20 protein-coding genes and 1 riboswitch are annotated in these 23,816 nt (G+C 51.2%); of the genes, 11 read left to right on the forward strand and 9 right to left on the reverse strand.

The window, feature by feature from the left end; translation table 11 throughout:
• Window positions 1–20 precede the first annotated feature (20 nt).
• From BC349_RS08375 to BC349_RS08385, 3 genes are read right to left on the reverse strand one after another with little or no spacing between them, the layout of a single operon-like run.
• A complete protein-coding gene (locus BC349_RS08375; protein ID WP_187256298.1) occupies window positions 21–824 on the reverse strand; it encodes a uroporphyrinogen-III synthase in 804 nt (267 codons plus the stop codon).
• A gap of 38 nt (window positions 825–862) precedes the next feature.
• Window positions 863–1,843, reverse strand: a complete 981-nt coding sequence (locus BC349_RS08380; protein WP_187256299.1) for a DUF4271 domain-containing protein — start codon at window positions 1,841–1,843, stop codon at window positions 863–865.
• Window positions 1,844–1,857: 14 nt separating this feature from the next.
• Window positions 1,858–3,759, reverse strand: a complete 1,902-nt coding sequence (locus BC349_RS08385; RefSeq protein ID WP_187256300.1) for a BamA/TamA family outer membrane protein — start codon at window positions 3,757–3,759, stop codon at window positions 1,858–1,860.
• Window positions 3,760–3,786: 27 nt separating this feature from the next.
• On the opposite strand from BC349_RS08385, the gene hemW reads away from it, so the two are divergent.
• Entirely contained in the window at window positions 3,787–4,962 is a 1,176-nt protein-coding gene (gene hemW, locus BC349_RS08390; protein ID WP_187256301.1) for a radical SAM family heme chaperone HemW, read from the forward strand.
• A 137-nt stretch (window positions 4,963–5,099) separates the two neighbouring features.
• On the opposite strand, the gene BC349_RS08395 is transcribed toward hemW, so the two are convergent.
• Window positions 5,100–5,684, reverse strand: a complete 585-nt coding sequence (locus tag BC349_RS08395) for a transposase (protein ID WP_187256302.1) — start codon at window positions 5,682–5,684, stop codon at window positions 5,100–5,102.
• Window positions 5,685–5,850: 166 nt separating this feature from the next.
• Between BC349_RS08395 and BC349_RS08400 the strand changes: the two genes are divergently transcribed.
• Together BC349_RS08400 and BC349_RS08405 are read left to right on the forward strand one after the other, a co-directional pair.
• A complete protein-coding gene (locus BC349_RS08400; protein WP_187256303.1) occupies window positions 5,851–7,152 on the forward strand; it encodes a peptidase U32 family protein in 1,302 nt (433 codons plus the stop codon).
• Window position 7,153: 1 nt separating this feature from the next.
• Window positions 7,154–7,375, forward strand: a complete 222-nt coding sequence (locus tag BC349_RS08405) for a ferredoxin (RefSeq protein ID WP_187256304.1) — start codon at window positions 7,154–7,156, stop codon at window positions 7,373–7,375.
• A 202-nt stretch (window positions 7,376–7,577) separates the two neighbouring features.
• Here the strand turns inward: BC349_RS08405 and BC349_RS08410 are convergent, their stop codons facing one another.
• The 5 genes from BC349_RS08410 to BC349_RS08430 form a co-directional block, all read right to left on the reverse strand.
• On the reverse strand, window positions 7,578–8,615 hold the full coding sequence (locus tag BC349_RS08410; RefSeq protein WP_187256305.1) for an NAD(P)H-dependent glycerol-3-phosphate dehydrogenase: 1,038 nt from the start codon (window positions 8,613–8,615) through the stop codon (window positions 7,578–7,580).
• Between the two features lie 2 nt (window positions 8,616–8,617).
• Window positions 8,618–10,000, reverse strand: coding sequence for an efflux RND transporter periplasmic adaptor subunit (locus tag BC349_RS08415; protein WP_187256306.1), 1,383 nt, complete (start codon window positions 9,998–10,000; stop codon window positions 8,618–8,620).
• Window positions 10,001–10,026: 26 nt separating this feature from the next.
• A complete protein-coding gene (locus BC349_RS08420; protein ID WP_187256307.1) occupies window positions 10,027–11,493 on the reverse strand; it encodes a TolC family protein in 1,467 nt (488 codons plus the stop codon).
• A 62-nt stretch (window positions 11,494–11,555) separates the two neighbouring features.
• Window positions 11,556–12,722 carry a trans-sulfuration enzyme family protein gene (locus tag BC349_RS08425; protein WP_187256308.1) on the reverse strand — a complete coding sequence of 389 codons (1,167 nt, stop codon included), beginning with the start codon at window positions 12,720–12,722 and terminating at the stop codon, window positions 11,556–11,558.
• Window positions 12,723–12,755: 33 nt separating this feature from the next.
• Window positions 12,756–14,150 carry an APC family permease gene (locus BC349_RS08430; RefSeq protein WP_187256309.1) on the reverse strand — a complete coding sequence of 465 codons (1,395 nt, stop codon included), beginning with the start codon at window positions 14,148–14,150 and terminating at the stop codon, window positions 12,756–12,758.
• A 37-nt stretch (window positions 14,151–14,187) separates the two neighbouring features.
• Here BC349_RS08430 and BC349_RS08435 point away from each other — a divergent pair, with 37 nt between their 5' ends.
• The 8 genes from BC349_RS08435 (at window position 14,188) to BC349_RS08470 (ending at window position 23,816) form a co-directional block, all read left to right on the forward strand.
• On the forward strand, window positions 14,188–16,344 hold the full coding sequence (locus tag BC349_RS08435; protein WP_187256310.1) for a TonB-dependent receptor family protein: 2,157 nt from the start codon (window positions 14,188–14,190) through the stop codon (window positions 16,342–16,344).
• Window positions 16,306–16,491, forward strand: a riboswitch (cobalamin riboswitch). Its footprint overlaps the gene before it by 39 nt.
• 107 nt (window positions 16,492–16,598) lie before the next feature.
• Window positions 16,599–18,542, forward strand: a complete 1,944-nt coding sequence (locus BC349_RS08440) for a TonB-dependent receptor plug domain-containing protein (RefSeq protein WP_187256311.1) — start codon at window positions 16,599–16,601, stop codon at window positions 18,540–18,542.
• Window positions 18,543–18,621: 79 nt separating this feature from the next.
• Window positions 18,622–19,647, forward strand: a complete 1,026-nt coding sequence (gene cobT / locus BC349_RS08445; protein ID WP_187256312.1) for a nicotinate-nucleotide--dimethylbenzimidazole phosphoribosyltransferase — start codon at window positions 18,622–18,624, stop codon at window positions 19,645–19,647.
• A gap of 92 nt (window positions 19,648–19,739) precedes the next feature.
• A complete protein-coding gene (locus tag BC349_RS08450) occupies window positions 19,740–20,342 on the forward strand; it encodes an RNA polymerase sigma factor (RefSeq protein ID WP_187256313.1) in 603 nt (200 codons plus the stop codon).
• A complete protein-coding gene (locus BC349_RS08455; protein ID WP_187256314.1) occupies window positions 20,323–21,930 on the forward strand; it encodes a hypothetical protein in 1,608 nt (535 codons plus the stop codon). The genes BC349_RS08450 and BC349_RS08455 overlap by 20 nt, the downstream gene beginning before the upstream one ends.
• A gap of 64 nt (window positions 21,931–21,994) precedes the next feature.
• Entirely contained in the window at window positions 21,995–22,828 is an 834-nt protein-coding gene (locus BC349_RS08460; protein WP_187256315.1) for a hypothetical protein, read from the forward strand.
• 17 nt (window positions 22,829–22,845) lie between these two features.
• A complete protein-coding gene (locus BC349_RS08465; RefSeq protein ID WP_187256316.1) occupies window positions 22,846–23,274 on the forward strand; it encodes an OB-fold protein in 429 nt (142 codons plus the stop codon).
• Complete coding sequence (locus BC349_RS08470) at window positions 23,271–23,816, forward strand: YceI family protein (RefSeq protein WP_187256317.1); 546 nt, start codon at window positions 23,271–23,273, stop codon at window positions 23,814–23,816. The genes BC349_RS08465 and BC349_RS08470 overlap by 4 nt, the downstream gene beginning before the upstream one ends.

The raw sequence follows: 23,816 nt of genomic DNA on the forward strand, positions 1-23,816 counted from the left end.
CCTGGTCAATATTTACCAACTCACTTTTTCTTTATCGTAGCGCTCAGGTACTGCTCCAGTGCCGCCACCATTGAAGGGGTCTGCGGCTGTGGGGCCTTGATATCCAGCACCAGTCCGGCCTCTTCAACCGCCCTGGAAGTATTGCTGCCAAATGCACCTATCCTGGTTCCGTTCTGCTGGTAACCGGGAAAATTATCAAACAGGCTTTTCACCCCGCTGGGAGTGAAAAAGCAGATGATGTCATAATTGTGAGAATCCACACCCAGCACAGGTTTCAGGTCATTGGAAATGGTGCGGTACATGAAGGGGGTGGCAAACTCACATTTGTGCGACTTCATCCAGCTCACAATATCATTGTCCTGCTGGTTCTCAGAACAGGGATAAAGGAACTTTTCATTTTCCTTGTGCTTGTTCACCACATCGAACATACTTTTATTCGTACCGTCGGCCCCATAAAAAACTTTGCGCTTCCGGTAGAGAATGAATTTTTGCAGATAAAGTGCAATCTGTTCCGTAATACAGAAATACTTGGTATCCTGCGAAACATTCACTTTCATCTCCTCACAAATCCGGAAAAAGTGGTCAATGGCATTCCGACTGGTAAAAATCACAGCTGTAAACTGTGAAATATCAATCTTTTGTTTGCGGAAGTCTTTGGCTGGAATGCCCTCGAGGCTGATGAAAGGGTGAAAGTCGAGCGTAACGCCGTACTTTTTCCCCAGTTCAAAGTAAGGCGACTTGTCGCTTTCAGGCCTCGGCTGGGTAATCAGGATTTTCTTGATCGCAGGAGCAGTTGCTCCCTTCTTAGCCTCGTTCTTTAGCATTTTTATTTGAGCTAAATTTTCTTAAAGTTAATTAACTTCTACACAAATTTCAATAACACCTTATAAATCAACAGTAAGGGTGCTACTTCGAAGGCACAAAGGTATAGAAAAAAGTGGAAACGACTTGCTTTCACTTCCCGGGTTATATATCCGTAAGAACTGATGTATCGGTATATGAATATTCCGACCACCAGAACAAGGGATACCGTCATCGCCACCGTCACCCCTTCCGGTCTGGCAAAAGCCGCTACCAGCAAGAGCGGCAGCAGAAAAATCGCCAATACTTTATTGCAGAGAAAAACGATAAAAATGTAGGTGTCGGTTGTATTTTCCATCCGCAGGGTCCAGCCCAGCAGTTTCAGAATAAAAAATTTACCCAGGTATAATGCGGACAATCCGGCCACACTGTACCCGTACAGCAACCAGAAATTGTATTGTCCGCCTGCTGCCCGGTCATGAATGACAAAAGCTGCATACAGCCCTCCGACCCCGACGAAGAGGAGGTTTAGCAGCAGCGAGGCTAGCGGCGTCTGAAGCAACTGTTCCCGCATCTGCTTCTGCTTCAGGGATGCCCTGAAAAAAACCGTAAAAAGATTACTGAAATACCGGCCGAAAGAGGCTTTTACTACCCCCAGCAACAGGAACAATCCTCCCAGCAAATAAAACAGTCCCTCCTTTCTTACCACCAACCGCGGACTGATTGTCCTGAAAACCCCCTTGCCGAAAAAATTAAAGTTGGGATGCGACTTTAGCACCTTCGCATATCCTGTGGTGGAAAAATCTACCGGGGGAGATGGTTTGGCCGCAATCGTATCCCGGGATGGCTGAACTGCTCCTGAATCAATTCGTGTTATCACCGTTCCTGCTTTGGCGCTGTCCGGAATGACAACCTGCTGAATAACCGGCTTTTCGGGTGCAGAGGTATCACCAGCCGCAGGTCGCGGTAAATCCGGTGCTTGGGCGCCAGCCCCCTGCAACAGTCCGCAATGTATCAGGATCAGGAAAACGATTTTTTTCATGAAGTGGCTGCAATTTAGAAATAATTCACATAGCCTAAGTGAATCTTGGTTTGCCTGAGGTTGAAGGAAGTATCATCCCGTTTTCCTGCTGCCAGCGAAAGGTTGAAAAAACCTGCGGTGGTTTCAAATGCCAATCCAAGTCCCACCCCAAAAAAACCATTCCTGCTGCTGCCCATACTGCTTTTATTTCCGGTAAATCCAAGGTCTGCGAACCCGAAAAAATAAGAATTCATTCCTACCAGGTAGCGGTATTCCAATGTGTTGACAAGGTACCTGGATGCGAAAATACTTTCCTCATCAAAACCCCGCATCAGCTTATATCCTCCGAGCTGGAACAATTCATTCCGGTAAAGCGATGGGCTTTCCACCCAGCCACCCGATGCCAGCACCTGGAGGGCCGATTGGCGGCCGATGGGCACAAATTTTGCAACCCTTGCTCTTAACCGGAACTGGTAAGATTTCAGGTCCACCGTGTCATAGAGGGAGGCAAAATCAAAAGCCGGATCCTTCATATCAAGGATGGCAGGATTCCGGCGGATCGTCCGGGTTCCGGCCGCAATACTGCTGAATAATTCCCAGCCACGACGGGGGTTCCGGCGGTAATTGGTGGTAAATAATTCGTAATCCACCCCAAGGTTCACCAGTCCCAGGTCCATATCCGATGGCAAACGAAGATTCTGCCGGATCAGGTTCGTATCCACGTCCAGCAAATTGGTGCGGAGTAACTGGAGGAAAACCTTTCCTGTTTGCCGGGCTGAAACTGCGTACTGCAATCCAAACTGGCCATTCAGGTTCAGGAAGGAACTGTCTTTCTTGAAGAGGTCAAACTGGGTGCTGATCCCGAATGCACTCCCGAACAGGTAGGGTTGCTGGTATAACAGGTTGAGCCGGGGTGACCGAACCTGTAACTGCTGCCAGTTCAACCCGATCGTTTCACCGTTTCCAAGTGAATTTTTAAGGTTCAGGTTCGCTTCTCCCGTAAGCTGGAGCTTATTTGCGCCGGCCGCGTTGGTACCGGGTAAGAGTCCCAGCAATACATTGATCTGGCTGCTTTTTTTGGGTTCGAGGTAGAGGTCCAAAATGGCGCCATTTCCGCCAAAACGCAATTCCCAGGGTTTGGATTCGGTAAGAAAGGGAAGCTCCCGCAGGCGGGGACTGATATCATTGAAACCATCAAGCCGGTAAATACTCTGTCTGGGCATATCGAGATAGCGGTGCAGGAACCTGTCCGAGATCCGGGCGGCACCCACCACCCTGAAACTGTCGAGCGTATAGGCCAGCCCTTTGTTCACCTGCAATACCCCGCTGATCAGTTGTCCTCCGGCCGCCTGCGGTTCCAGTACCAGACTGTCCAGCTTTACGGACACGAAGGGATACCCATTATTGGCCATCCAACGGAGGATGGATTGCTGCCATTTCTCCATTGCCGAGGCAGAAAAGGGACGGCTGGCTTCCCTGTTGAGCACAACACCGGCATTCTCGAGTTCCTTTTCAGAAATGCCATTCACGGTCAGTTTTCCCCAGCCAAAACGTTCGCCTGCATACAGGATGATCCTGGTGGAAGCAGAATCGGTGAGCACGCTGTCAACTGAAGCCGTGATATATCCTTTTTTGGCCAGCATTTGCGGGATCTGGTCTACATAGGTCAGGCAGTCCTGCCTTCCCGGGAACCGGGTGGTCAGGCCAAGTTGCCTGATATCAGCGGTATCGGAAACTGCCTGCCTGATCTGCAGGATATGTTGTGCGTACAGGCTGCCCGGCAGGAAAAACATCACAAAGTTTAGCCAAAGCAGCAACAGTGCTGCAGAGTGAAATCCCCCCTTATGGTGCCGGCACCTTAATTTTGCGGCATCACCAATACGCACCCCTTGGCCGGCATTTACCTTCATATCCCTTTCTGCAGAAAAGCATGTCATTACTGCAATTTCCATTTTTCTACGCTATTGCAAAACAAGAACGAACTGGTGCGGGCTTTATTGAAGGAAATCGAAAAGGAGGCAGGGCGACTGGGCAAGGAAAAGGTCCACACGATTTATTTTGGTGGCGGTACGCCTTCCCTGCTCACCGTGGATGCCGCCCCTCACCCCCACCCGTCGGGTGGCACCCGACGGGTGGTACCCGACGGGTGGCACCCGACGGGTGGCACCCGACGGGTGGTACCCGACGGGTGGCACCCGACGGGTGAATTGAATCAACTTTTAGAGGCGCTGCACCGGCATTTTGATATCTCACCGGATGCAGAAATTACACTGGAAGCCAATCCGGATGATATCAACGAAACCATACTGGCGGGATGGCGTTCTGCGGGCATCAACCGGCTCAGCATCGGGGTACAATCTTTTCGGGAGCAGGATCTTCAATGGATGAACCGCGCTCACACGGCGGTGGAAGCGGAACGATGTATTCTCCTGGCTCTTGAGGCTGGGTTTGAAAACCTGACCATTGACCTGATTTATGGCACACCCGGACTCAGCGACGATGCCTGGGAAGCCAATGTACAGAAAGCCCTTGGACTGGGCGTAGCACACCTCTCCTGCTATGCATTGACGGTTGAACCAAAAACGGCCTTGGACCATATGGTCCGAACGGCCAAAATGCCGGACACCGATCCGGAACAGCAGGGTCGGCAGTTCCTGCTGCTGATGGACTGGATGGCAGCGGCAGGATATGAACATTATGAGATCTCCAATTTCGCATTGCCCGGCAAACGCAGCCGGCACAACAGTGCGTACTGGCAGGGGGTGCACTACCTGGGACTCGGTCCGGGTGCGCATTCCTTTGACGGCAATCGTCGCCGGTGGAATATTGCCAACAATGCGTTGTACACAAAAGGCTTGCTGGAATCCACCTCCACCCCCATTTACGAAGAGGAGATACTGACGCCTGAAAACCGATTCAATGAATATATAATGACTGCGCTCAGGACCCTGGAAGGCATTGACCTGAACCGGGTCCGGCGTACTATCGGCGAGGAACAAACGAAACAATTACTGACCATTGCTTCCGGCCACAATTCCATTGAACAGCGGTTACACATAACCGACGCTTTCATCCGCCTCACCAATACCGGAAAACTGTTCGCGGACGGAATCGCCGCCGATTTGTTTATAGGTGTCTGACATGTGGTGTCTGACATCTTGGATTACCGGGTTTACAAATCATAGATGTCAGACACCACATGTCAGACACCCGTAATTTAAGCACATTCCCGCGCACATGTCAGACACCACATGTCAGACACCACATGTCAGACACCTCAGATTCTAAAATCCTTGCTACCCAGTTCCGCCAGTCTTTGATTGAACAGAACGCTATGTGGATTTAAATCAAGGAGATCAAAGCACAACTGCTTGTTGCAAAGACCCGCAGAACCGGGTATCAGGTATTGATTGTAAGAAGAATATGGCCATAAAGCGGGATTGCTAACCATCCCGGCTTCAACTGGATTCCAATGTAAATAATGAAACAGGTTGATATCATAATCCCCTTCCCAGGTATCCAACAATTTTGATTTAAACTTTTGTTGAAACAGGTTTCCAGTTCTGTCATACCTGGCATTAAAACCCTTGGCATACCCGCTTTGAATGATTTTCATGCTATCCGCCAACCTGCATATGGGCAGACTGCGGTTCCTTATTATCTCTGCACTGATATTATTGGCATGGATCATAAAATGGTAATGATTGGGCATCAGGCACCAGGCCAGAATATCCGCCACCGGCATCAGGAATTTTTCAACCTTCTCCAGGAAGTAGTCGTAATTAGCTTCCTCAAAAAATATCTTTTGCTTCTGGTTCCCCCTGTTGTAAATGTGGTACAACTCCCCATTATTTGCTACCATGCATCCAAATTAATACCTGGCATTTACCCTGGCCAGGGTCTAATCACCTGAAATTTTAAGGGTGATTTCAGGTGTCTGACATGTGATGTCAGACACCACATGTCAGACACCTGAATGACGAAAATCATAGGCCAGCCGGCGCAGAGGCACGTCCTTTGCGCCCCATATGGAAACACTTACCGCCGCATCCGCAGACAGCCAACCCGCACCCACAACGAAAAAGACAGAACCCGAACTGCTGGCACCAGCCGGTTCATGGGAAAGCCTGCAGGCCGCCATCAGGGGCGGGGCAAACGCCATCTATTTCGGCGTGGAACAACTGAACATGCGCGCCAAATCCATCCACAGCTTTTCGGCAGATGACTTGGACCAGATCGCCGCCACCTGCCGCGAAAACGGTATCCGCACCAATATCACCCTCAATACGGTCATGTATGACCATGACCTGCAACTGGTTAAACAGATCCTGAAAAAAGCCAAAGCAGCCGGAATCGACGCCGTCATCGCCGCCGACTTCGCCGTGCTGGAACTCTGCCGGCAGATGAAAATACCCGTACATATTTCCACCCAGGCCAATGTCAGCAATATCGAATCGGTAAGGTTCTTCAGCTCTTTCGCCGATGTGGTGGTGCTCGCACGCGAACTTACACTGGGACAAATCGCCGCCATCAAACGCGAAATTAATAGAAAGGATATCCGCGGGGTTTCCGGTAAACGCATGCGGATCGAGGTATTTGTGCATGGGGCACTGTGCATGGCCATTTCCGGAAAATGTTACCTGAGCCTCCACACCCATAATGCCTCTGCCAACCGCGGCGCCTGCACCCAGAACTGCCGTCGCCCCTATACGGTTACCGACCAGGAATCCGGCCACCAACTGGAGCTTGATCACGAATATATCATGTCACCCAAGGACCTCTGTACCATTGATGTGCTCGACCAGGTGCTGGCAACCGGAGTGGACATCCTGAAAATAGAAGGACGTGGCAAGGGACCGGAATACACGCTGACCACTACCCGCTGTTACCGCGAAGCCATGAACGCCATCGCTGCCGGCACGTATACCCCCGAAAAAGCGGCAGCCTGGAAAACAGATCTGGCCGGCGTTTACAACCGCGGCTTCTGGGAAGGGTACTACCTGGGACGGAAACTGGGCGAATGGACCCCGCAGCCCGGCTCAGCAGCCACTGAGAAAAAAATTTATCTCGGCAAATGCACCGGGTATTATCCGAAGATTGGCGTGGCTGAATTCCAGATGGAATCCGGCACCCTGAAAAGCGGCGACACCATCCTCATCACCGGCAAAAAAATCGGTGCCGCTAAAATGGAACTGGAAGATTTTTTTGTGGAGGGATCACCCTCTGATATCGCGGTACCCTGCGACAAAATCACTTTCCCGCTGGCGGAGAAGGCCTGCAATGGCGATAAACTGTACAAGATCGTAGACCATAAAACGAAGCAGGCTTAATATGGCAAGGATCATTCATTACCGTGATAAATGCATTGGTTGCGGCATCTGCCAGGAAATGCAGCCTTCCTGCTGGCGAATGTCAAAAAAAGATGGCAAGGCCAGCCTGCTGCAGGCAGTAATAAAAAAAGGAATCCACCAACTGGTGATAACAGAATCAGATATTCGCACTACCGAAGAAGTAATAAAAGCCTGTCCGGCCCGCATCATCAAACTCGGCTAGCGGCCCCGTCAGAACGCCCGACCCCGCCTGAACGCCCTGCCTTCCGCGACTTCAGCCAGTCCACGAAAATTACCAGTGCCAGGAACACAAGTCCAACCGATCCGTATATGGTGTAACTAAGAGGCATATTCGGGTATAAGATAGCAAATCCTCCCGGCAGGGTGCACAATAAAGCGTTAAAGATTTCTGTTCTCCCCCCCCCTTAAATCAGGCCCTTCTCGATCAGCTTTAATCCGGCTGCAGGATGCAGTCCTTCCCAGAGTATCCGGTAAACAGTTTCTGCAATGGGCATTTCAGCGCCAACCATCCGGTTCACCACATGGATACATTTTGCAGCATTATAACCTTCCGCCACCATGTTCATCTCCAGCTGTGCACTTTTTACAGAATAGCCCTTGCCGATCATATTACCGAAAGTCCGGTTGCGGCTGTGCAGCGAATAACAGGTCACCAGTAGGTCACCCAGGTAAACAGAAGCCGCATAGTTCGCGTCCTTCTGGTGCGTCACCGGGTTCTCACCTGTATGCACACCCACTTCAACCCTGCCCACGCCCATTTTTCTCAGGAAACAGGCCATCTCATCCGCACAGTTGGCAATCAATACACTCTGGAAATTGTCTCCGTACTCCAATCCATGGGCAATACCGGCACCAAGCGCATAAATATTTTTCAGCACAGCAGCATACTGAACACCGATCACATCAGTATTCACCACTGTATTGATATAATAGTTGTTGAATTTCTCAGCGATCTGCGAAGCCCTTGATTCGTCCAACCCGCTAAAGGTCAGGTAACTCAACCGCTCCCTCGCCACTTCCTCCGCATGACAGGGCCCCATCAGGGTGTAATAATCCGATAATGGCAGTCCGAACCTGTTGGCCATCCACTCGTTAAGGAGAATATTTTCTTCCGGAAGCATGCCCTTGATGGCCGACACCACCCACTTGCCGGCGAAAGCATCCCGAGCCAGCGAGCCCAGGGTTTCCTCCACATAAGCCGATGGAACGGCGATCACCACACAATCACTGTCACGGACCACATCACTCACATTTATGCTTAACCGAATCCGGGAAGTATCAAAGGTTGCCGAAGATAGGTATTGCGGGTTATGCTTTCTCTGCACCAGGTGTTCAAGGATTGACTCACTTCTCACCCACCAGCTGATCTGCTGCTGGTTATCCGTAACGATCTTCGCCAATGCTGTCGCCCAGCTTCCACTGCCGATGATTCCGACACGCATGCTTATTTCTTTTTCGTTTCGAACAGCTCTTCTTTTTTCACCACCGTTACCTTGTCCTTGTCCTTCAGGGTTTTTGAAATGAGGGAATATGGTCCGGTAATCACTTCATCCCCTGCTTTCAGTCCGCTCAGCACCTCGATATAACTGATGTCCTGTATATCGGTCCTCACTTTTACCCGCTTGATGGTGGTCTTGTCTGCCTGCAGCACGAATACCACTTCATCCAATTCAGCACTGATGGAACGGCGATCTTCCTCCTGCTGGTTATTTTCTTCAGCCGAACCGGCAGATGTCTTTGTTTCAACCACTGCCTTATCCGAATCCTTCTCGCGGGTAGTTACCGCATTGATGGGAACAGCCAGTACATTTATATGCCGCCTGGTCTGGATATCGGCGCTGGCGCTCATACCCGGACGAAATGGAAAATTTTTCGGCCTCGAAGGATCGATCAGGTCCTGGTAGGATTCCGGCAACAACCTGATATGCACTTTGTAGTTGGTGACATCCGTGGAGGCTGCAGTTGCCGAGCCGAGCGTAGTGCTGCTGCTGGCGATCTGGGTTACAATCCCTTTGAATTTCCGGGAAGTATAGGCATCGATTTCTACAAGTGCCGAATCTCCCAGGTGTACTTTTGGAATATCATTTTCACCCACATCCACCCTTACTTCAATCTTGTCCATATCTGCAATACGCATCATTTCGGTACCTGTCATCTGGGCGGTTCCCACTACCCTTTCACCTTTCTTTACAGCCAGCAGAGAAACCACCCCGTTCATGGGCGCAATAATAGTGGTGCGCCCCAGGTCCTTATTGGCCCGCTGAAGGTTGGCCTGTGCGCTCTGCACACCGGCCTGATTCCCCTTGATTCCCTGCAAACCCGCATTGTAGTTGGCTTTCGCAGTATTATAAGCATTTTCCGCCTGCTCAAATTCAGAGCGGGAAATCACTTTTTCACTCATGAGCTGCTGTTGCCGCTTATACTGCGCCTCAGACTGCGCGAGCGCGCTTTTCAGGGCTTCCAGCTGGGCCTGGCTATTGTCGACCTGGGCCTGCTGCTGCTTTACCGCCGCTGCCACCTGGTCGCGCTGGGTCAGGTAGAGGTCCGCGAAAATTCTCGCCAGCACCTGGCCCTTGCGCACACTGTCGCCCTCTTCCACCGTCAGTTCAATGATCTCCCCGGAAATATCCGAGCTCACTTTCACTTCCACCTCGGGGTAAACTTTTCCACTGGCGTTAACAGTTTCAATAATGGTGCGCTTCTCCACTTTTTCAGCCGTCACTTTTATGCCCTCATCCTTGCCGATCACACCTGCCTGTTTAAGGCCGAATAATCCGCCTACCAATACCACCACACCTACGATAATCCAAACGAGTTTCTTGTTCATATAATGAAAATAATTGCTGTTCTCTATTAGAGTTTAATGCCCTGTCCTTTATAAAATTCAAGCACTTTCATGCGAAATACATAATCAAACTGCGCATTTGCCTTGTCGATGCGTGCGCGGGTTAGGTTGGTCTGGCTGGTAATCAGTTCCAGCGTGGACAACAAACCCAGCTCATAACGCCTGGAGGCAAAAGTATAGGAGCGCTCCGCCGCATCCAGGCTGGTTTTGGTGGCATTGAATTTCTGAAGGGATGACAGCGCATTCGTGTATGCGGTATAGATGTCACGCTTCAATTGCTGATTCGCATTTTCAATTACCAGGTTGGCATTCTGGAGGTTGAGCTTCGATCTTTCATAATTTGTCCTGGACTGGAAACCACTCAGGATCGGAATACTGATTCCGACACCGATATTCTGGCGGAAGTTGTTGGATAACTGTGTGCCCCATCCACTCCACATTTCACCAAATCCCCTGTTGCTTTGATTGATCTTGATATTCGGATTCTGAATAGCCACCAGGGTTCCGTCCACATTCACCACCCCGTTGGCCGGATTTGGATCGCTGTAACCCAGAAAATCCACTCCCGTTATTTTCCTGTTCGTACTGGCAAAGTTGGATGCCAGTCCGCCAAAGGCAAATATCGTCGGGTACAAACTGCTGCGGGCAGCTTTGATAAAGTGCTCAAGGGATTGCTTCCTCAGTTCATTGGCCTTCACCACCGGCTGGTTCTTTTGCGCCATTTCAAAAACCATTTTCGGTTGCAGGTCAGCGATAGGATCCACCGGGATCATCTCAACCGGTGGAATCGAAATGCTGAAAGGCTGTTCCGCATCGAGGTTGAGAAGGCCTTTGAGGGAAAGCAGGTTCAGTTGGAAAGTTGCTTCCGCACCGATCAGTGAAGCACTGTCGCGGGCCACCTGGGCCTCCAGGTCAACCGCATTAAGTTCAGGCAGGGTGCCTGCTTCCACACGTTTACGGGTATCCGCCAACTGGCTCTGACTCTGCTTCAGCTGAACACCCACTATATCCACCTGTACTTTTGACAACAATGCCGTCAGATAACCGGTCGCAACATTCAGGGCGATGTCATTCTTATTTTTTTCCACGTCGGCTGCCGCTGCTTCAGATTCCAGGCGGCTGGCATTAATGCTATGCTTTAACCTGTTCCAGTTATAAATGGTAACATCCGTATTAAACTGAAATCCCTGGAACAATAACTGCTGGTTGGTAAAAAGGTTGGTCGTGGGGTCAATGGACCGGCCAAACTGGTAGCCGGTATTCGATGTAAAATTTGCGTTGGGCAGGCGCGATTTTTTGTTCTGGTCAGCAACCAGCACAGCGATCCTTTTCTGTACATCCGACTGCCGTACAGAAATATTATTCTCAAGGGCGTAATCGACACAACGCCGCAGATCCCACTGATCCTGAGCCCCGGCATACAGGGAAAAGGTTCCGGAGATAATAACCAGGGAGATCTTTCTCAAAAGCTTCATGAATAATGGTTAAGGGCTTAAAAATAAAGAATTCAGGCTCACCAGCCAGACCACTCGTATAATTATCCTGAAAAACCGCTAAATGCCTGTTCCATATCTGCGATCAGGTAGTCGGCCGATTCCAGTCCCACATACAACCTGATCATCCTGTGTTCTTTCAGCTCAGGCCTGAAATGGGTGGGATGGATTCCCGCACATTTGGGGATCACAAGGCTTTCATGCCCTCCCCAGCTGACGGCCATGAATATGTGCTGCAGTGATTCGCAGAACCGGACGATCTCCTCGCGGCGGTCGGTTTTATACACAAAGGTCATCAGGCCGCAGGCACCGCTCATCTGACTTTTCGCCAGCTCATACTGGGGAAAAGCCGGATCCAGCGGGAACAGCACTTCCTCCACCTTTGGGTGTTGCTTCAGGTATGCCAGCACCCGGCTGGTAGTGTCCGTCACCTGGTTCAGCCGGGCCGGCAAAGTCCGCAACCCCCTGATCAGCAACCAGGCGTTGAAAGGCTGGATGCCGCTGCCAATATTCAGGTATTCACTGTCGAAGATCTTTTTCATCATGGCCTTTGAACCACTGATGACACCGGCCACCACATCCGAATGCCCGCCAATATATTTGGTGGCAGATTGCAGGGAGATATCAATCCCAAGTTCAACCGGCCGCTGGTAAACGGGTGTGCAATAACTGTTATCACAAATGGTAATAATATTACGACTGCGGGCAAGTTCCGACACCGCTTTCAGGTCCTGCATGGCATAGGTCCAGCTATTGGGCGATTCAAGATAAATCAGGCTGGTATTAGGCTGCAGGGCGGTGGCAAAATTCTCTGTAACGGTACCATCCACATAAGTTGTGCTCACGCCAAACCTCGGAAGGATCACATTGAACATTTTCTCCGCCCAGGTATATGGCTTTTTTACCGAAACAATATGGTCGCCGGCTTTTACATTGGCCAGCACCGCGGCAAATATCGCGGCAGCGCCACTGTTGAATACCAGCGCATCCTCCGCCCCGTCCAGCGCGGCCAGCTTTTTACGCAGGATATCAACCGTCGGATTGATCCCCCTGCTGTACAGGTAACTGCTCATTTCATCGGCAAATGCGGCACCCAGGTCTTCGACTTTCCGGAAAGCGAAATTGCTGGTCTGAACGATCGGCGGGGCCATGGCATTGAAATATTGGGAACGTTCTTCGCCCAGTTCATTCAGGATATAGCTGAGATCCATATAAGCGTTTGTGGTTTGAATTTCGGGTTGTGATCAGGGCCGGCTTATTCCACGGCCGTTTTTGTGTACGACCAGAAAATAGATACCAAGGAAAACAGCAAACACAATGATACCGGTAAGGGCCAGCATGGGTGTGCTCAAAAGAATGCTTACTCCCACGAATGCATAAGCGCTGATAAATATCAAAGGCATCAGGGGGAAGAATCTCATGGTATAGATTCCGGTATTATCGAGGTGTTTGGTACGTTTCCGTAAAATGAAAATGGTGGCGGCAGAAGTTGCCATCCCGATGGAATCAAGAAAGATGGTAAACCCAAGGATCTTGTCAAAAGTATTGGCAAAGAACAGGACGATGACACAGATCGCCGCGAACACCGTGAGGCTTACCGTCAGCACATCCCGCTTTTCATCTTTCCTGGAAAAGGCTTTTGGCAGGATACCATCCTTGCTCATGGCATACATCACACGGGGATTGCTCAGCAGCAGCACATTCACATAGGCTAACACGGCGAGGAAAAGCAGGAGCGTAAAGACTGTCTTGCCGGAAGGGCCGAACATCTTTTCCGCCACCACCGCCGCAATTCCCTTGGTGGTTTTGAGTTGTTCAAATCCGATGGCATGCACATATGCCATCTGCACCAGCAGGTACAGCGATATGATGACAAGTATGCCGATAAATATCCCGCGGGGAATGGTCTTGCGGGGGTTGCTCACCTCGTCACCGAAATTGATGGTCTGCTGGTAACCCCCATAGGTAAACGAAACCGCGATCAGGGCAATGCCGAAGGATTTGATGTAATCAATCGCGGACCACCCGTCTGACGCACTGCCTGGGGGCAGTACGTCAGACGGGTGGAGTCCACCCCCAGGCAGTGCGTCAGACGGGTGGAGTGCCGCACCCGACGCCCCGGGGAAAAACAATGCCCCGATCAGTAAAAGCACCATACCGATCTTGATGATCATCAGTACGTTCTGGGTGCGAGAACTCATGCGCAGGCCGGCAAGGTTCACAAAATAAAATATGGTCACCGCTCCCATGGCAATAAATGCCTTCGCCACATCGGACGCAGGCTGACTGAAAATGAGCTGGGAGATGTATTCGCTTCCGATCAGCGCCACCCCGGCAAGCGAAGCGGCATTGGAAATTAGTATGATACAATTGATGGCGAATGCTACGGAAGGATGGTAACACTCCGCGAATATTTTATAGTACCCCCCGGTGATCGGGAACCTGGAGCCAATCTCCGCGTAGGTCAGCGCCCCGCAGAGCGCTATGATGCCACCTGCGATCCATGCTGCGAAATAAATGCCCGGCGTAAGTGCCGCCTGGGCGGAATCTGTTGCTGTTCTAAATATCCCCATGCCGATAACCAGGCCAATCACGATCATCGTGAGATCAAATAATTTTAGTTGTTTCCTCGCAGTCATTGAGGGAAGATATTAAAATGTAGCGTTACTTGCGGGAATGATCGAACTGAAAATTGTACTGGCTTTCGCAACAATGGCCAACCCGGGCCAGCCACTGTTGTCAGACACCACCCTGCCGCAATCGATGGATTCAGTGGTGGTAACCGCTTTTGCCAACCGCAGTTCCCTGAAAGATGCGGCCGCATCACTGTCTGTTTTAAAAGAGCGCGACTGGCAGCGATTTTCTCCTGCCAGCGCTGTAGGTGCGGTTAACAGCCTGCCAGGGGTCCGCATGGAAGAAAGATCACCGGGCAGTTATCGGTTAGCCATCCGCGGTAGTTCACTCCGTTCACCTTTTGGGGTGCGAAACATCAGGATGTATTATGAAGGCCTGCCTTTTACCGACCCTGGCGGCAATACCTATCTCAACCAGTTTGCGGTGGGTAATTTTGGTCAGCTGGAGGTCCTGAAAGGCCCGGGCAACAGCCTCTATGGTGCCGGCACCGGGGGCACCATCCTGGCAGGCACGCCTTCTGCCGGGGCAGACCAGCTTTCCCTCCAATACATGGCAGGCTCCTATGGACTGCACCAGCTGGAAGCAAAATTCAACCTGCCCGCCACCGGTTTCAGGAAGCCCTTCCTGCAAGCCAACGCTCCCGAAGGCCCCGCCCCGCACCAGTTCTACGCCCAACACCAGGTCTATGGCGGTTACCGCAACCACTCAGAAATGAAAAGGGATATGTTCAGCTACCTGGGGCACTGGAAAACAGGCGAACGTTCCACACTCAGCCTGGTCCAACTGGTTGGGGATCTCTGGTACCAGACTCCGGGCGGACTAACCCTTGCCGAATACCAAAAAGATCCGCGGCAGTCGAGACCCGCGGCAGGCCCCAACCCATCGGCAGAAGCAACCCGCGCTGCCATCTCCCAGCGTACCATCTACAGCGGCCTCCGCCATGAATGGAAACCAACCGAAAGAATCCGGCTCGACATAGCCGCCTATGGCGCTAAAACCAACGTAACCAATCCAGCCATCCGCAATTACGAAAAACGTTCCGAACCGCATTACGGGACAAGATTAAATTTCGCTTATACATTACCGTTAAATACATCCCGCAGCGCAAACCTTCGCCTGAATGCCGGCGGGGAATGGCAGCAGGGCCATTACAGGATTTCAGTTTACGGCAACAATGCCGGAGAACCGGGCAGCCTGCAGACGGATGACCGCCTGCGGCCCAGGACGGCACTGCTTTTTACGCAGGGAATCCTTGACCTGCCGATGGACTGGCAGTTCACGGCCGGACTCAGTTATAATGCCAACAAAGTGCAGATCAGGCGGATCAGTGAACAACCGGTTTTTGAATTCACCAGCAATTACCGCAATGAATGGATGCCAAGGCTGGCGCTCACCAAAAAGCTCGGGCCGCTTACTTTTTACGGTATGATCGCCAAAGGTTTTTCGCCACCAACCACTTCGGAACTACTGCCTTCCACCAGTGTGATCAATACCAGCCTGCAGGCCGAAGGAGGCTGGAACCAGGAACTGGGCGTCCGTGGCAGGGTGCTGCGCCAGCAACTGTATTTTGATCTCGACTTCTTCTATTTCCGGCTGAAAGACGCAATTGTGCAAAGGCGTGATGCCAGTGGTGCCGACTATTTCGACAACGCCGGCGGCACCAGGCAGAAGGGAATGGAAGCCTATATATCCTGGTCCATGCGCCGCAAAAGGCCCAACCGCCCTGCCCCGCTGCAGGCCTGGGCCAGCTATACCCTGCACCATTTCAAATACGATGATTTCAAACAGGGCACGAATGATTTCAGCGGCAATTTCCTGCCCGGAGTGGCCAGGCAAACCCTGGTAACCGGGATCGACCTGAACGGCCCCGCCGCCACCAGTCTTCACCTCACTTACCAATATGTTGACCCCATGTGGCTGAATGATGCCAACACAGCCAGGGCCGCCCAGTACCACCTGCTGGCAGCAAGGATCGCCACACAATTATGGCAAACCAGGTTTAAGGGGGGAAGACCATTCCTGGTCAGGTTTTTCGCCGGGGCGGATAACCTTTTCAATACGCAGTACAGCCTGGGAAATGATATCAACGCCTTCGGCGGAAGGTATTACAACCTGTCTGCGGGACGCAACTTTTATGTTGGACTGCAATGCGCTTTGCCCTACCTTCGCGCCGGAAACGGTTCCGCTTCGGCGGATTAAAAGGGAAGTCCGGTTTCATTCCGGCGCTATCCCCGTAGCTGTAAAGTTCACCAGATTCTCCAGTCATCAAGCCACTTCCGGCCCGTCCGGTGGGAAGGCAACTGAAGACGAACAAGCCAGAAGACCTGCCGGTTCTCCACCACATTATTTTGCTTTCGGGAGAAAAGCAGCAATGTAAAGGGCCGGCTTGCAGGCAATTTATATTTCTACCAATCCATTCCGGAAGCAGTCACTTTAACCCTTTTTTTTCTGACATGAAAAAACAATGGATCCTGGTGGCTGCTACTTTAATCAGCAGTCCTCTTCTGGCACAAGATGCCGACACTACCGCCAACACCCTCGATGAAGTAGTCATCACCGCCGGAAAATCTTCCCAGAAACAAAGTACGACAGGCAAGGTTTTAACGGTGATCAACAGACGAACACTGGAAAACAACAGCGGCCGTACCCTTACACAGGTATTGAACGAGCAGGCCGGTATCATCATCAACGGATCGCAGAATGCTCCTGGAACGAACCAGACCGTTTACATGCGGGGAGCCGGTTCCGCCAACACGCTCATCCTGGTGGATGGCATGCCGGTAACTGATGGTTCCGGTATTACCATCGAATTTGACCTCAACCACATGGCCATCGACCAGGTGGAGAGGGTGGAGGTACTCAAAGGCGCGCAAAGCACCCTCTATGGTTCCGATGCCGTTGCGGGCGTCATCAACATCATCACCCGCAAGAACCAGTCGGCCAAACCTTTCGGGATAAACGGGCAGATCGCCGGTGGCAGCTACGGTACCTACAAAGGCAACCTGGGCATCAGCGGGGAAACCGGGAAACTCCATTATTCCGCACAATACAACCGGTTAAAATCGGATGGTTTTTCCGCCGCGTTTGATGCAACCGGGAAGGCAGGATTCGACAGGGATGGTTACCAACAGGATGTACTGAATACCAGTATCGGCTATAATATTGCCGGCAACTGGAAGCTTCGTGGTTACGGCCAGTTCAGCGGCTACAAGGCTGATATTGACGACGCGCAGCTGCAGGATGACAAAAACAACACCATCCACAACAAACATCTGCTATTCGGATTGCAATCGCTGCATACTCTACAAAATGGTTCACTCACCGTAAATGTAAATTATAACCGCACACACCGCAGTTACAGTGACCTGGTAAACAACCCGGTTGGTGCAAATGACTGGGATCCGTTTACCGGCGATTATAAGGGCAATTCCCTGTTTGCGGAGACCTACCTGAGCATGGCATTGAATGAGCATCTGAACCTGCTGGCCGGAATCGATTATCGTCGCAACAGCGCAGACATCAGTACCTCCTACGGATCCCTCGGCAGTGACAGTCTCGAAGCCAGCATGATGAGCGCTTATGCGAACCTGTCACTGAAGGCAATCTCCGGTTTCGGTGCAGAAGCAGGTGGCCGTTTTACCCAGCACCGCGATTTCGGTGATGCGTTCACCTGGTCAGTGAATCCATATTTCCTGGTCAGCAAACAATTAAAAATCTTCGCTTCGGCGGCAACGGCGTTTCGTGCACCATCACTGTATCACCTGGCATCGGAATACGGCAACCGGGACCTGCAGCCTGAGAAAAGCAGGCAATTCGAATTCGGATTGCAGTACACGGATCCCGCGCAGCGTTTTACTGCCCGGACAACCGCTTTCATCCGTCGTATTGAAGACGTGATCATTTTTGCAGGATTACCGACGCCGCCTTACGGGCAGTACAGGAATGGAGACAGGCAGTCCGACCAGGGACTGGAAGCTGAACTGAAATTTAATCTCACCAGCAAATGGCAGCTCACCGCCAACTACAGTTTTGTGGAGGGAGAGATCAGGACCAAAACTGCGGGTAAGGATACCAGTTATTTCAACCTTTATCGCCGGCCGAAGCACAGCCTGAATATCGGCACAGGGTACCAGCTTACCGATAAATTATATGCTGGCATCGGCTTCCGCTGGGTGGATAAAAGGCAGGACCCCTTTTTCAATCCGGATACCTATGCCACCGAGATCAAAACCCTGGATGCCTATTACAACCTCGACCTGAATCTGAATTACCGAATCAATAAGACCTTCGACATATATGCCGATTTCCGCAACCTAACCGACCGCCGGTACTTTGACCTCTACGGTTATAACAGCCGTCGTTTCAACCTGATGGCCGGCCTTCGGTTCAGGCTCTGAAAATTCCACCCGTCGGGTGCCACCCGACGGGTAGTACCCGACGGGTGGCACCCGACGGGTGAATGAAAAACACCATACCATGAAAGACCTTTTTTTTGAACTCCAGGAAAAAATCAACAGCAAGACCAAGCCCCTGGGCGCACTGGGACAGCTGGAGGAGACAGCGCTGCAGGTAGGCAGCATCCAGGGAAGCACCCGGCCGGAGGTAAAACTTCCCCACCTGGTGGTGTTTGCCGGCGACCATGGCATCGCGGAAACAGGGTTGGTTAATCCATATCCCCAGGCAGTCACAGCACAGATGGTACACAATTTTATCCGCGGCGGGGCAGCCATCAACGTATTCTGCCGGCAACACCAAATCACGCTAAAAATTGCCGACGCCGGGGTAAAGGCAGATCTCAGTGAATTACATGGGTCACCGGAATTCATCCATGCAAAAATCGCCCCCGGCACCCGCAACTACCTTGAAGAACCGGCGATGAGCTTCGAGGAAACGGAAAGAGCCATCGCAGTGGGCCGGGTGATCGTAAACAATATCGCAGCAACCGGCTGTAATACCATTGCATTCGGGGAGATGGGCATCGGAAACAGTTCTGCGGCCTCCCTGCTGATGGCCGCATTCCTGAACCTTCCGCTGGAAAAATGCGTAGGCAGGGGTACCGGTGCAGATGATATCCAACTAACACGCAAACTTCAAACCCTGCAGGCAGTATCAGACAAACACCTGTCAGTCATCAGCCTCCGCTCCCCCCTGAAAACCCTTCAATACCTGGGCGGATACGAAATTGCCATGATGGTGGGGGCCTACCTCTCGGCGGCTGAACATAAGATGACCATTGTGGTAGACGGATTCATCGCCAGCGCCGCCTTACTGGTGGCGCAATCCTTGCGGCCAGAAGTGCTGGACAACTGTATATTCGGACACTGTTCCGGGGAACTGGGACACCACCACCTGTTGCATCATTTTGGTGCCAGGCCGCTCCTCAACCTCGGTATGCGGCTGGGCGAAGGCACCGGTGCAGCCCTGGCCATCCCCCTGGTACAGAGTGCCGTATTATTCCTGAATGAAATGGCGGAGATGGACTCCCTTAAAATTCCCGGCTAAAATATAATTGCTAATTTCAATATGGGCTTTTCCGGTTTTTTTTACCGGTGAGGCAACCCTTTGGTTCGGCTATCCGTTTCGAATCATATAACATGGCATTAGCAGCACCCATCGAACTGGCACTACAACACATGGTTGCGGGTTGTATTTCACTGGAACGCCATAGCCAGAAATGTTTCTATGAGCATTTTTACGGCTATGCATTCTCGGTGTGTCATCGCTATGTATCCCATGAAGAGGAGACCATTGAGGTCATAAATGACGCCTTCCTGAAAATATTCCGTGAAATCGGCCGCTTCCAGAGCCGTCAGGATTCCCTTGAAAATTCATTAAAAGCCTGGATCAGGCGAATTTCCATCAATACAGCCATCGACCACCTCAGAAAACAAAGAATCAACACGATAGAACTGGATGACAACAGCGACACCACAGAGAACCTTTCCAGGCCTCCCGTGGCAATGGAAAGATTGTCACACAAAGAATTACTGGCACTGATCAGCAGGCTGTCACCCGGATACAGAATGGTTTTCAACCTGTATGTCATTGATGGTTATACGCATGAGGAAATTGCCGGCATCCTGGATATTTCAACCGGCACTTCCAAATCGAACCTTGCAAAGGCAAGGCTGAACCTGCAGAAAATGATTATTAAAGAACAGCAGCAAGTAGCAGCATATGGCAGAAGAGCAATTTAATATGATGGATGACTGGTTCCGGGAGGCCGCGGAACAGGATGGCCCGCCGGCACCCGCCGAAGCATGGGAAAAAATGAATACCCTGCTCGACGCAGAAGAAAAAAAACGCAGGCGCTTTTTCTTCTGGTGGTGGCTGCCCATCCTGGTGGGCGGAGCAGGCATCCTCTTCTACCAGGCTCTCAGGAGTCCCGGTGAAAAAACCTCCATTGCCCGACCAGTTGCCCCGTATAACCAGGGCCCCAGACCCGGTAGCCAACCATCTTCTTCAACCAACCCGCTTACCAACACTGAATCCCCGAAAAAAACAAATGCAGAAAATCAAACGCCAACCTCTACATACCAACCACCATCCTCCACCTACCAACCACCAACAAAGGTGAATCATTCACCAGCCATTGCGGAACACGCGGCCACAGAAACCGGAAATCCTACAACAGGAGCTTTGCCTCCGCCAGCGGTTAGCGCCCGCCAGGCATCAGCTGCAAACCCTGAACCCGACAGATTGGCAAAGAACAAAAACCATCGCAAACGGGAGGGAAAAGTCCACCCACAATTACCTAACGAAAACACACAACCGAAAAGCAGTATTTCGCCAGGCGTATATTCCAACACACAGAAACATACAGAAGAATCCGGCATCCACAAAGTGGTGATGCCAGACAATAATCAGCCTGCTCGCAATAACCAGCCTGCTCGCAACAATCCGACGGTAGCCAACAATCCAACGGTAGCCAGCAACCAGCCGATTAGTAATCTTTCCACCAGCCCGCAACCCGACAGTACAACAACCGTACAACCCGACAGTACCAACACCATACAACCCTACAATACAACAACCAAACAACCCTACAATACAACAACCCTGCAACCCGAACCCAAACCAGAACCCAAACCCGAATCCGAACCCGAACCAGCCAAAAATCCTCCGTCACAGGAAACCACCACCTCAAAACCCGGCACCCCCCAACAGGATAACAAAACGCAACGCTTCTACCTGTATGCAGGCGCCGCACCAGAGTTCTCCTATACCAGCGGTAGCCAGGCCGGCAAGACAACCCTTGCCTGGGGCGGAGGCCTCGGATTTCAGCCGGCAAAAAAACTCAGCATCCAGGCCGGCTTCTTCGTTACCAAAAAAATCTATTCCGCAGCAGGAAATGCCTATACCCCCAAGCCCGGCTCCTACTACGACAATGAGAACTATAAAATAAAAAATGTGGAGGCCGACTGTTCCATCCTTGAAATTCCCCTCCAGGCCAGGTATGATTTTCTTCAACAGAAAAAACAATCCTTCTTTGTAATGGCCGGACTCACATCCACCATTATGAAGGAAGAGTATTATTCGTATGACTATACCCGTTATGGACAACAGGCCTACTCTTCCCATACCTATTCCACAGGCTCCTTCAAACTGTTCTCTGGCGCGGGAATTTCTATTGGCCTTGAGCGAAAAATAGGCAGGGGCTTTTACCTGATGCTGGCACCTTATTATAATTTCCCCTTGCGCGGCGTGGGTGAAGGAAGCGTTAAACTGAATGCAGCAGGAATATTGACCGGATTTAGATACCAGTTGCCCTTCCCAAAAAAATAAATTCCTGCAGCAAGGCAACCTGCGAAACTGATTCTACGATTGGATGGTTAGAAACCTTCCAACCATGAATACGATCAGCAAAAGAATCACAGTCATCATCTGGGCTTCCTTAGCCCTTGTCAATTTTATTTCGTGTAGTAAAAGCGGAACGGATGAACCCACTGATCCCTGTGCCGGGGTCAGTATCACAGTAACAGGAACTGTTGTCAATACCAGCGGTCCGGGCAATGCAAACGGGTCCATCACCGCATCGGCAACCGGCGGATCAGGATTTACCTACAGTCTTAACAATGGACCCGCACAGAGTTCCGGAACCTTTGCCAACCTGGCCGCAGGCAGTTATACCATCAGCGCAAAAACAAGTTCCGGCTGCAGCGCCACCGGAAATTTCACCATAAACAACGGCAACCCCTGCGAAGGGAAAAACATCACGGTTACAGCCACTGTAACAAAATCAGAAAAATGTTCGGCAACCGGAAGCATCACGATCAACGCGGCCGGCGGCACAGGCTTTACCTATAAGCTGAATGCGGGTGGCACTTACCAGGCATCGAACAGTTTCACCAATGTGGCGGCAGGAAATTATACCGTGTATGCAAAAGATGCCGGCGGCTGTGAAACCACCGCCACCACCAGCGTGGAAGCCCTTCCCAATGGCGCACTGTTTACAGCGGTATCCAATCTCATTGCCACAAAATGCGCCGGCTGCCATACAGGATCCAATCCCACCAGCGGCATCAGCCTGGGAACAGACTGCGATATCGTGAGCAAAAAAACAAACATCAAAACACAGGCAGTTGATCTCGGCACCATGCCAAAAGGCGGACCGGCACTTTCCGCCACGGAGAAAAAAACCATCACCGACTGGATCACTGCAGGCGGCAATGCCAGCAACTGAGCTGATACAACAATGATATGAGAAAAAAAATCCGACTGTTCATCACACTTACCCTCCTGGCGCTTGTCATGGCCGGAGGATATGCCTGGTTCCTTTTCCGGCAGGGCCCCCAAAGCCTCCTGAAAAGGAATGCAGAAATCAGTTGCTCAGCAGAAGAACTGTCCGCAGCATTCCTGCTGGATGAACAGGAGGCAGGAACAAAATACACCGGCAGGATAGTGGAGGTTACAGGTAAAATCTTCCGCCACTATCCTGCTGAAAACCTGCTGACACTGGGCGACAGCAGTTCAACAGCACTGATTAACTGCGCCCTTGCGACTGACAACAACCCGATACCCGACCATCTGCAAACCGGCACCATGGTTGTCATCAGGGGCATCTGTACGGGATTTTTAGCGGATGTACAATTAAACCAGGCCGTGTTCATATCAAAAACAGCACCATGAGAATACTGACCATCCTTGTATTTGTATTGCTGCATTCCACTTGTCCCGCTCAACGCTGGCAAACCCGCACTGCCCAGTTCAGTTTTCATTCTTCCACAAAACTGGAAGACATCACCGCTGCAAACCGGCAGGGATTCATCGATATCGACGCATCCGCACAAACCATTACGGCCGCAGTGCTGATGAGGGGATTTGAATTCCGGAAAGCCCTCATGCAGGAACATTTCAATGAAAATTATGTAGAGAGCGACCGGTTCCCAAAAGCAAACTTCAAAGGAAATTTCACCGGCAATACCGTACAATGGGACAAAGACGGGGAATACAATACGCTGGTTAACGGAACCCTCCTGCTGCACGGCGTTTCCGGCCATATCCAGTGCCCGGCGAAGATCACCGTAAAGAACGGCAGTCTTTCCTGCACAGCGGAATTCACCATAAATCCGGAAGACTACCATATCAAAATCCCGAAAACAGTCATGGACAATATCAGCAAAACAATAAAAGTAACCATCATAACGGGGACACTTAACCGAATTCAATAA

Origin of the sequence: Flavihumibacter stibioxidans, from assembly GCF_014332695.1 — a bacterium.
In the GTDB taxonomy this organism is placed as follows: Bacteria; Bacteroidota; Bacteroidia; order Chitinophagales; family Chitinophagaceae; genus Flavihumibacter; species Flavihumibacter stibioxidans.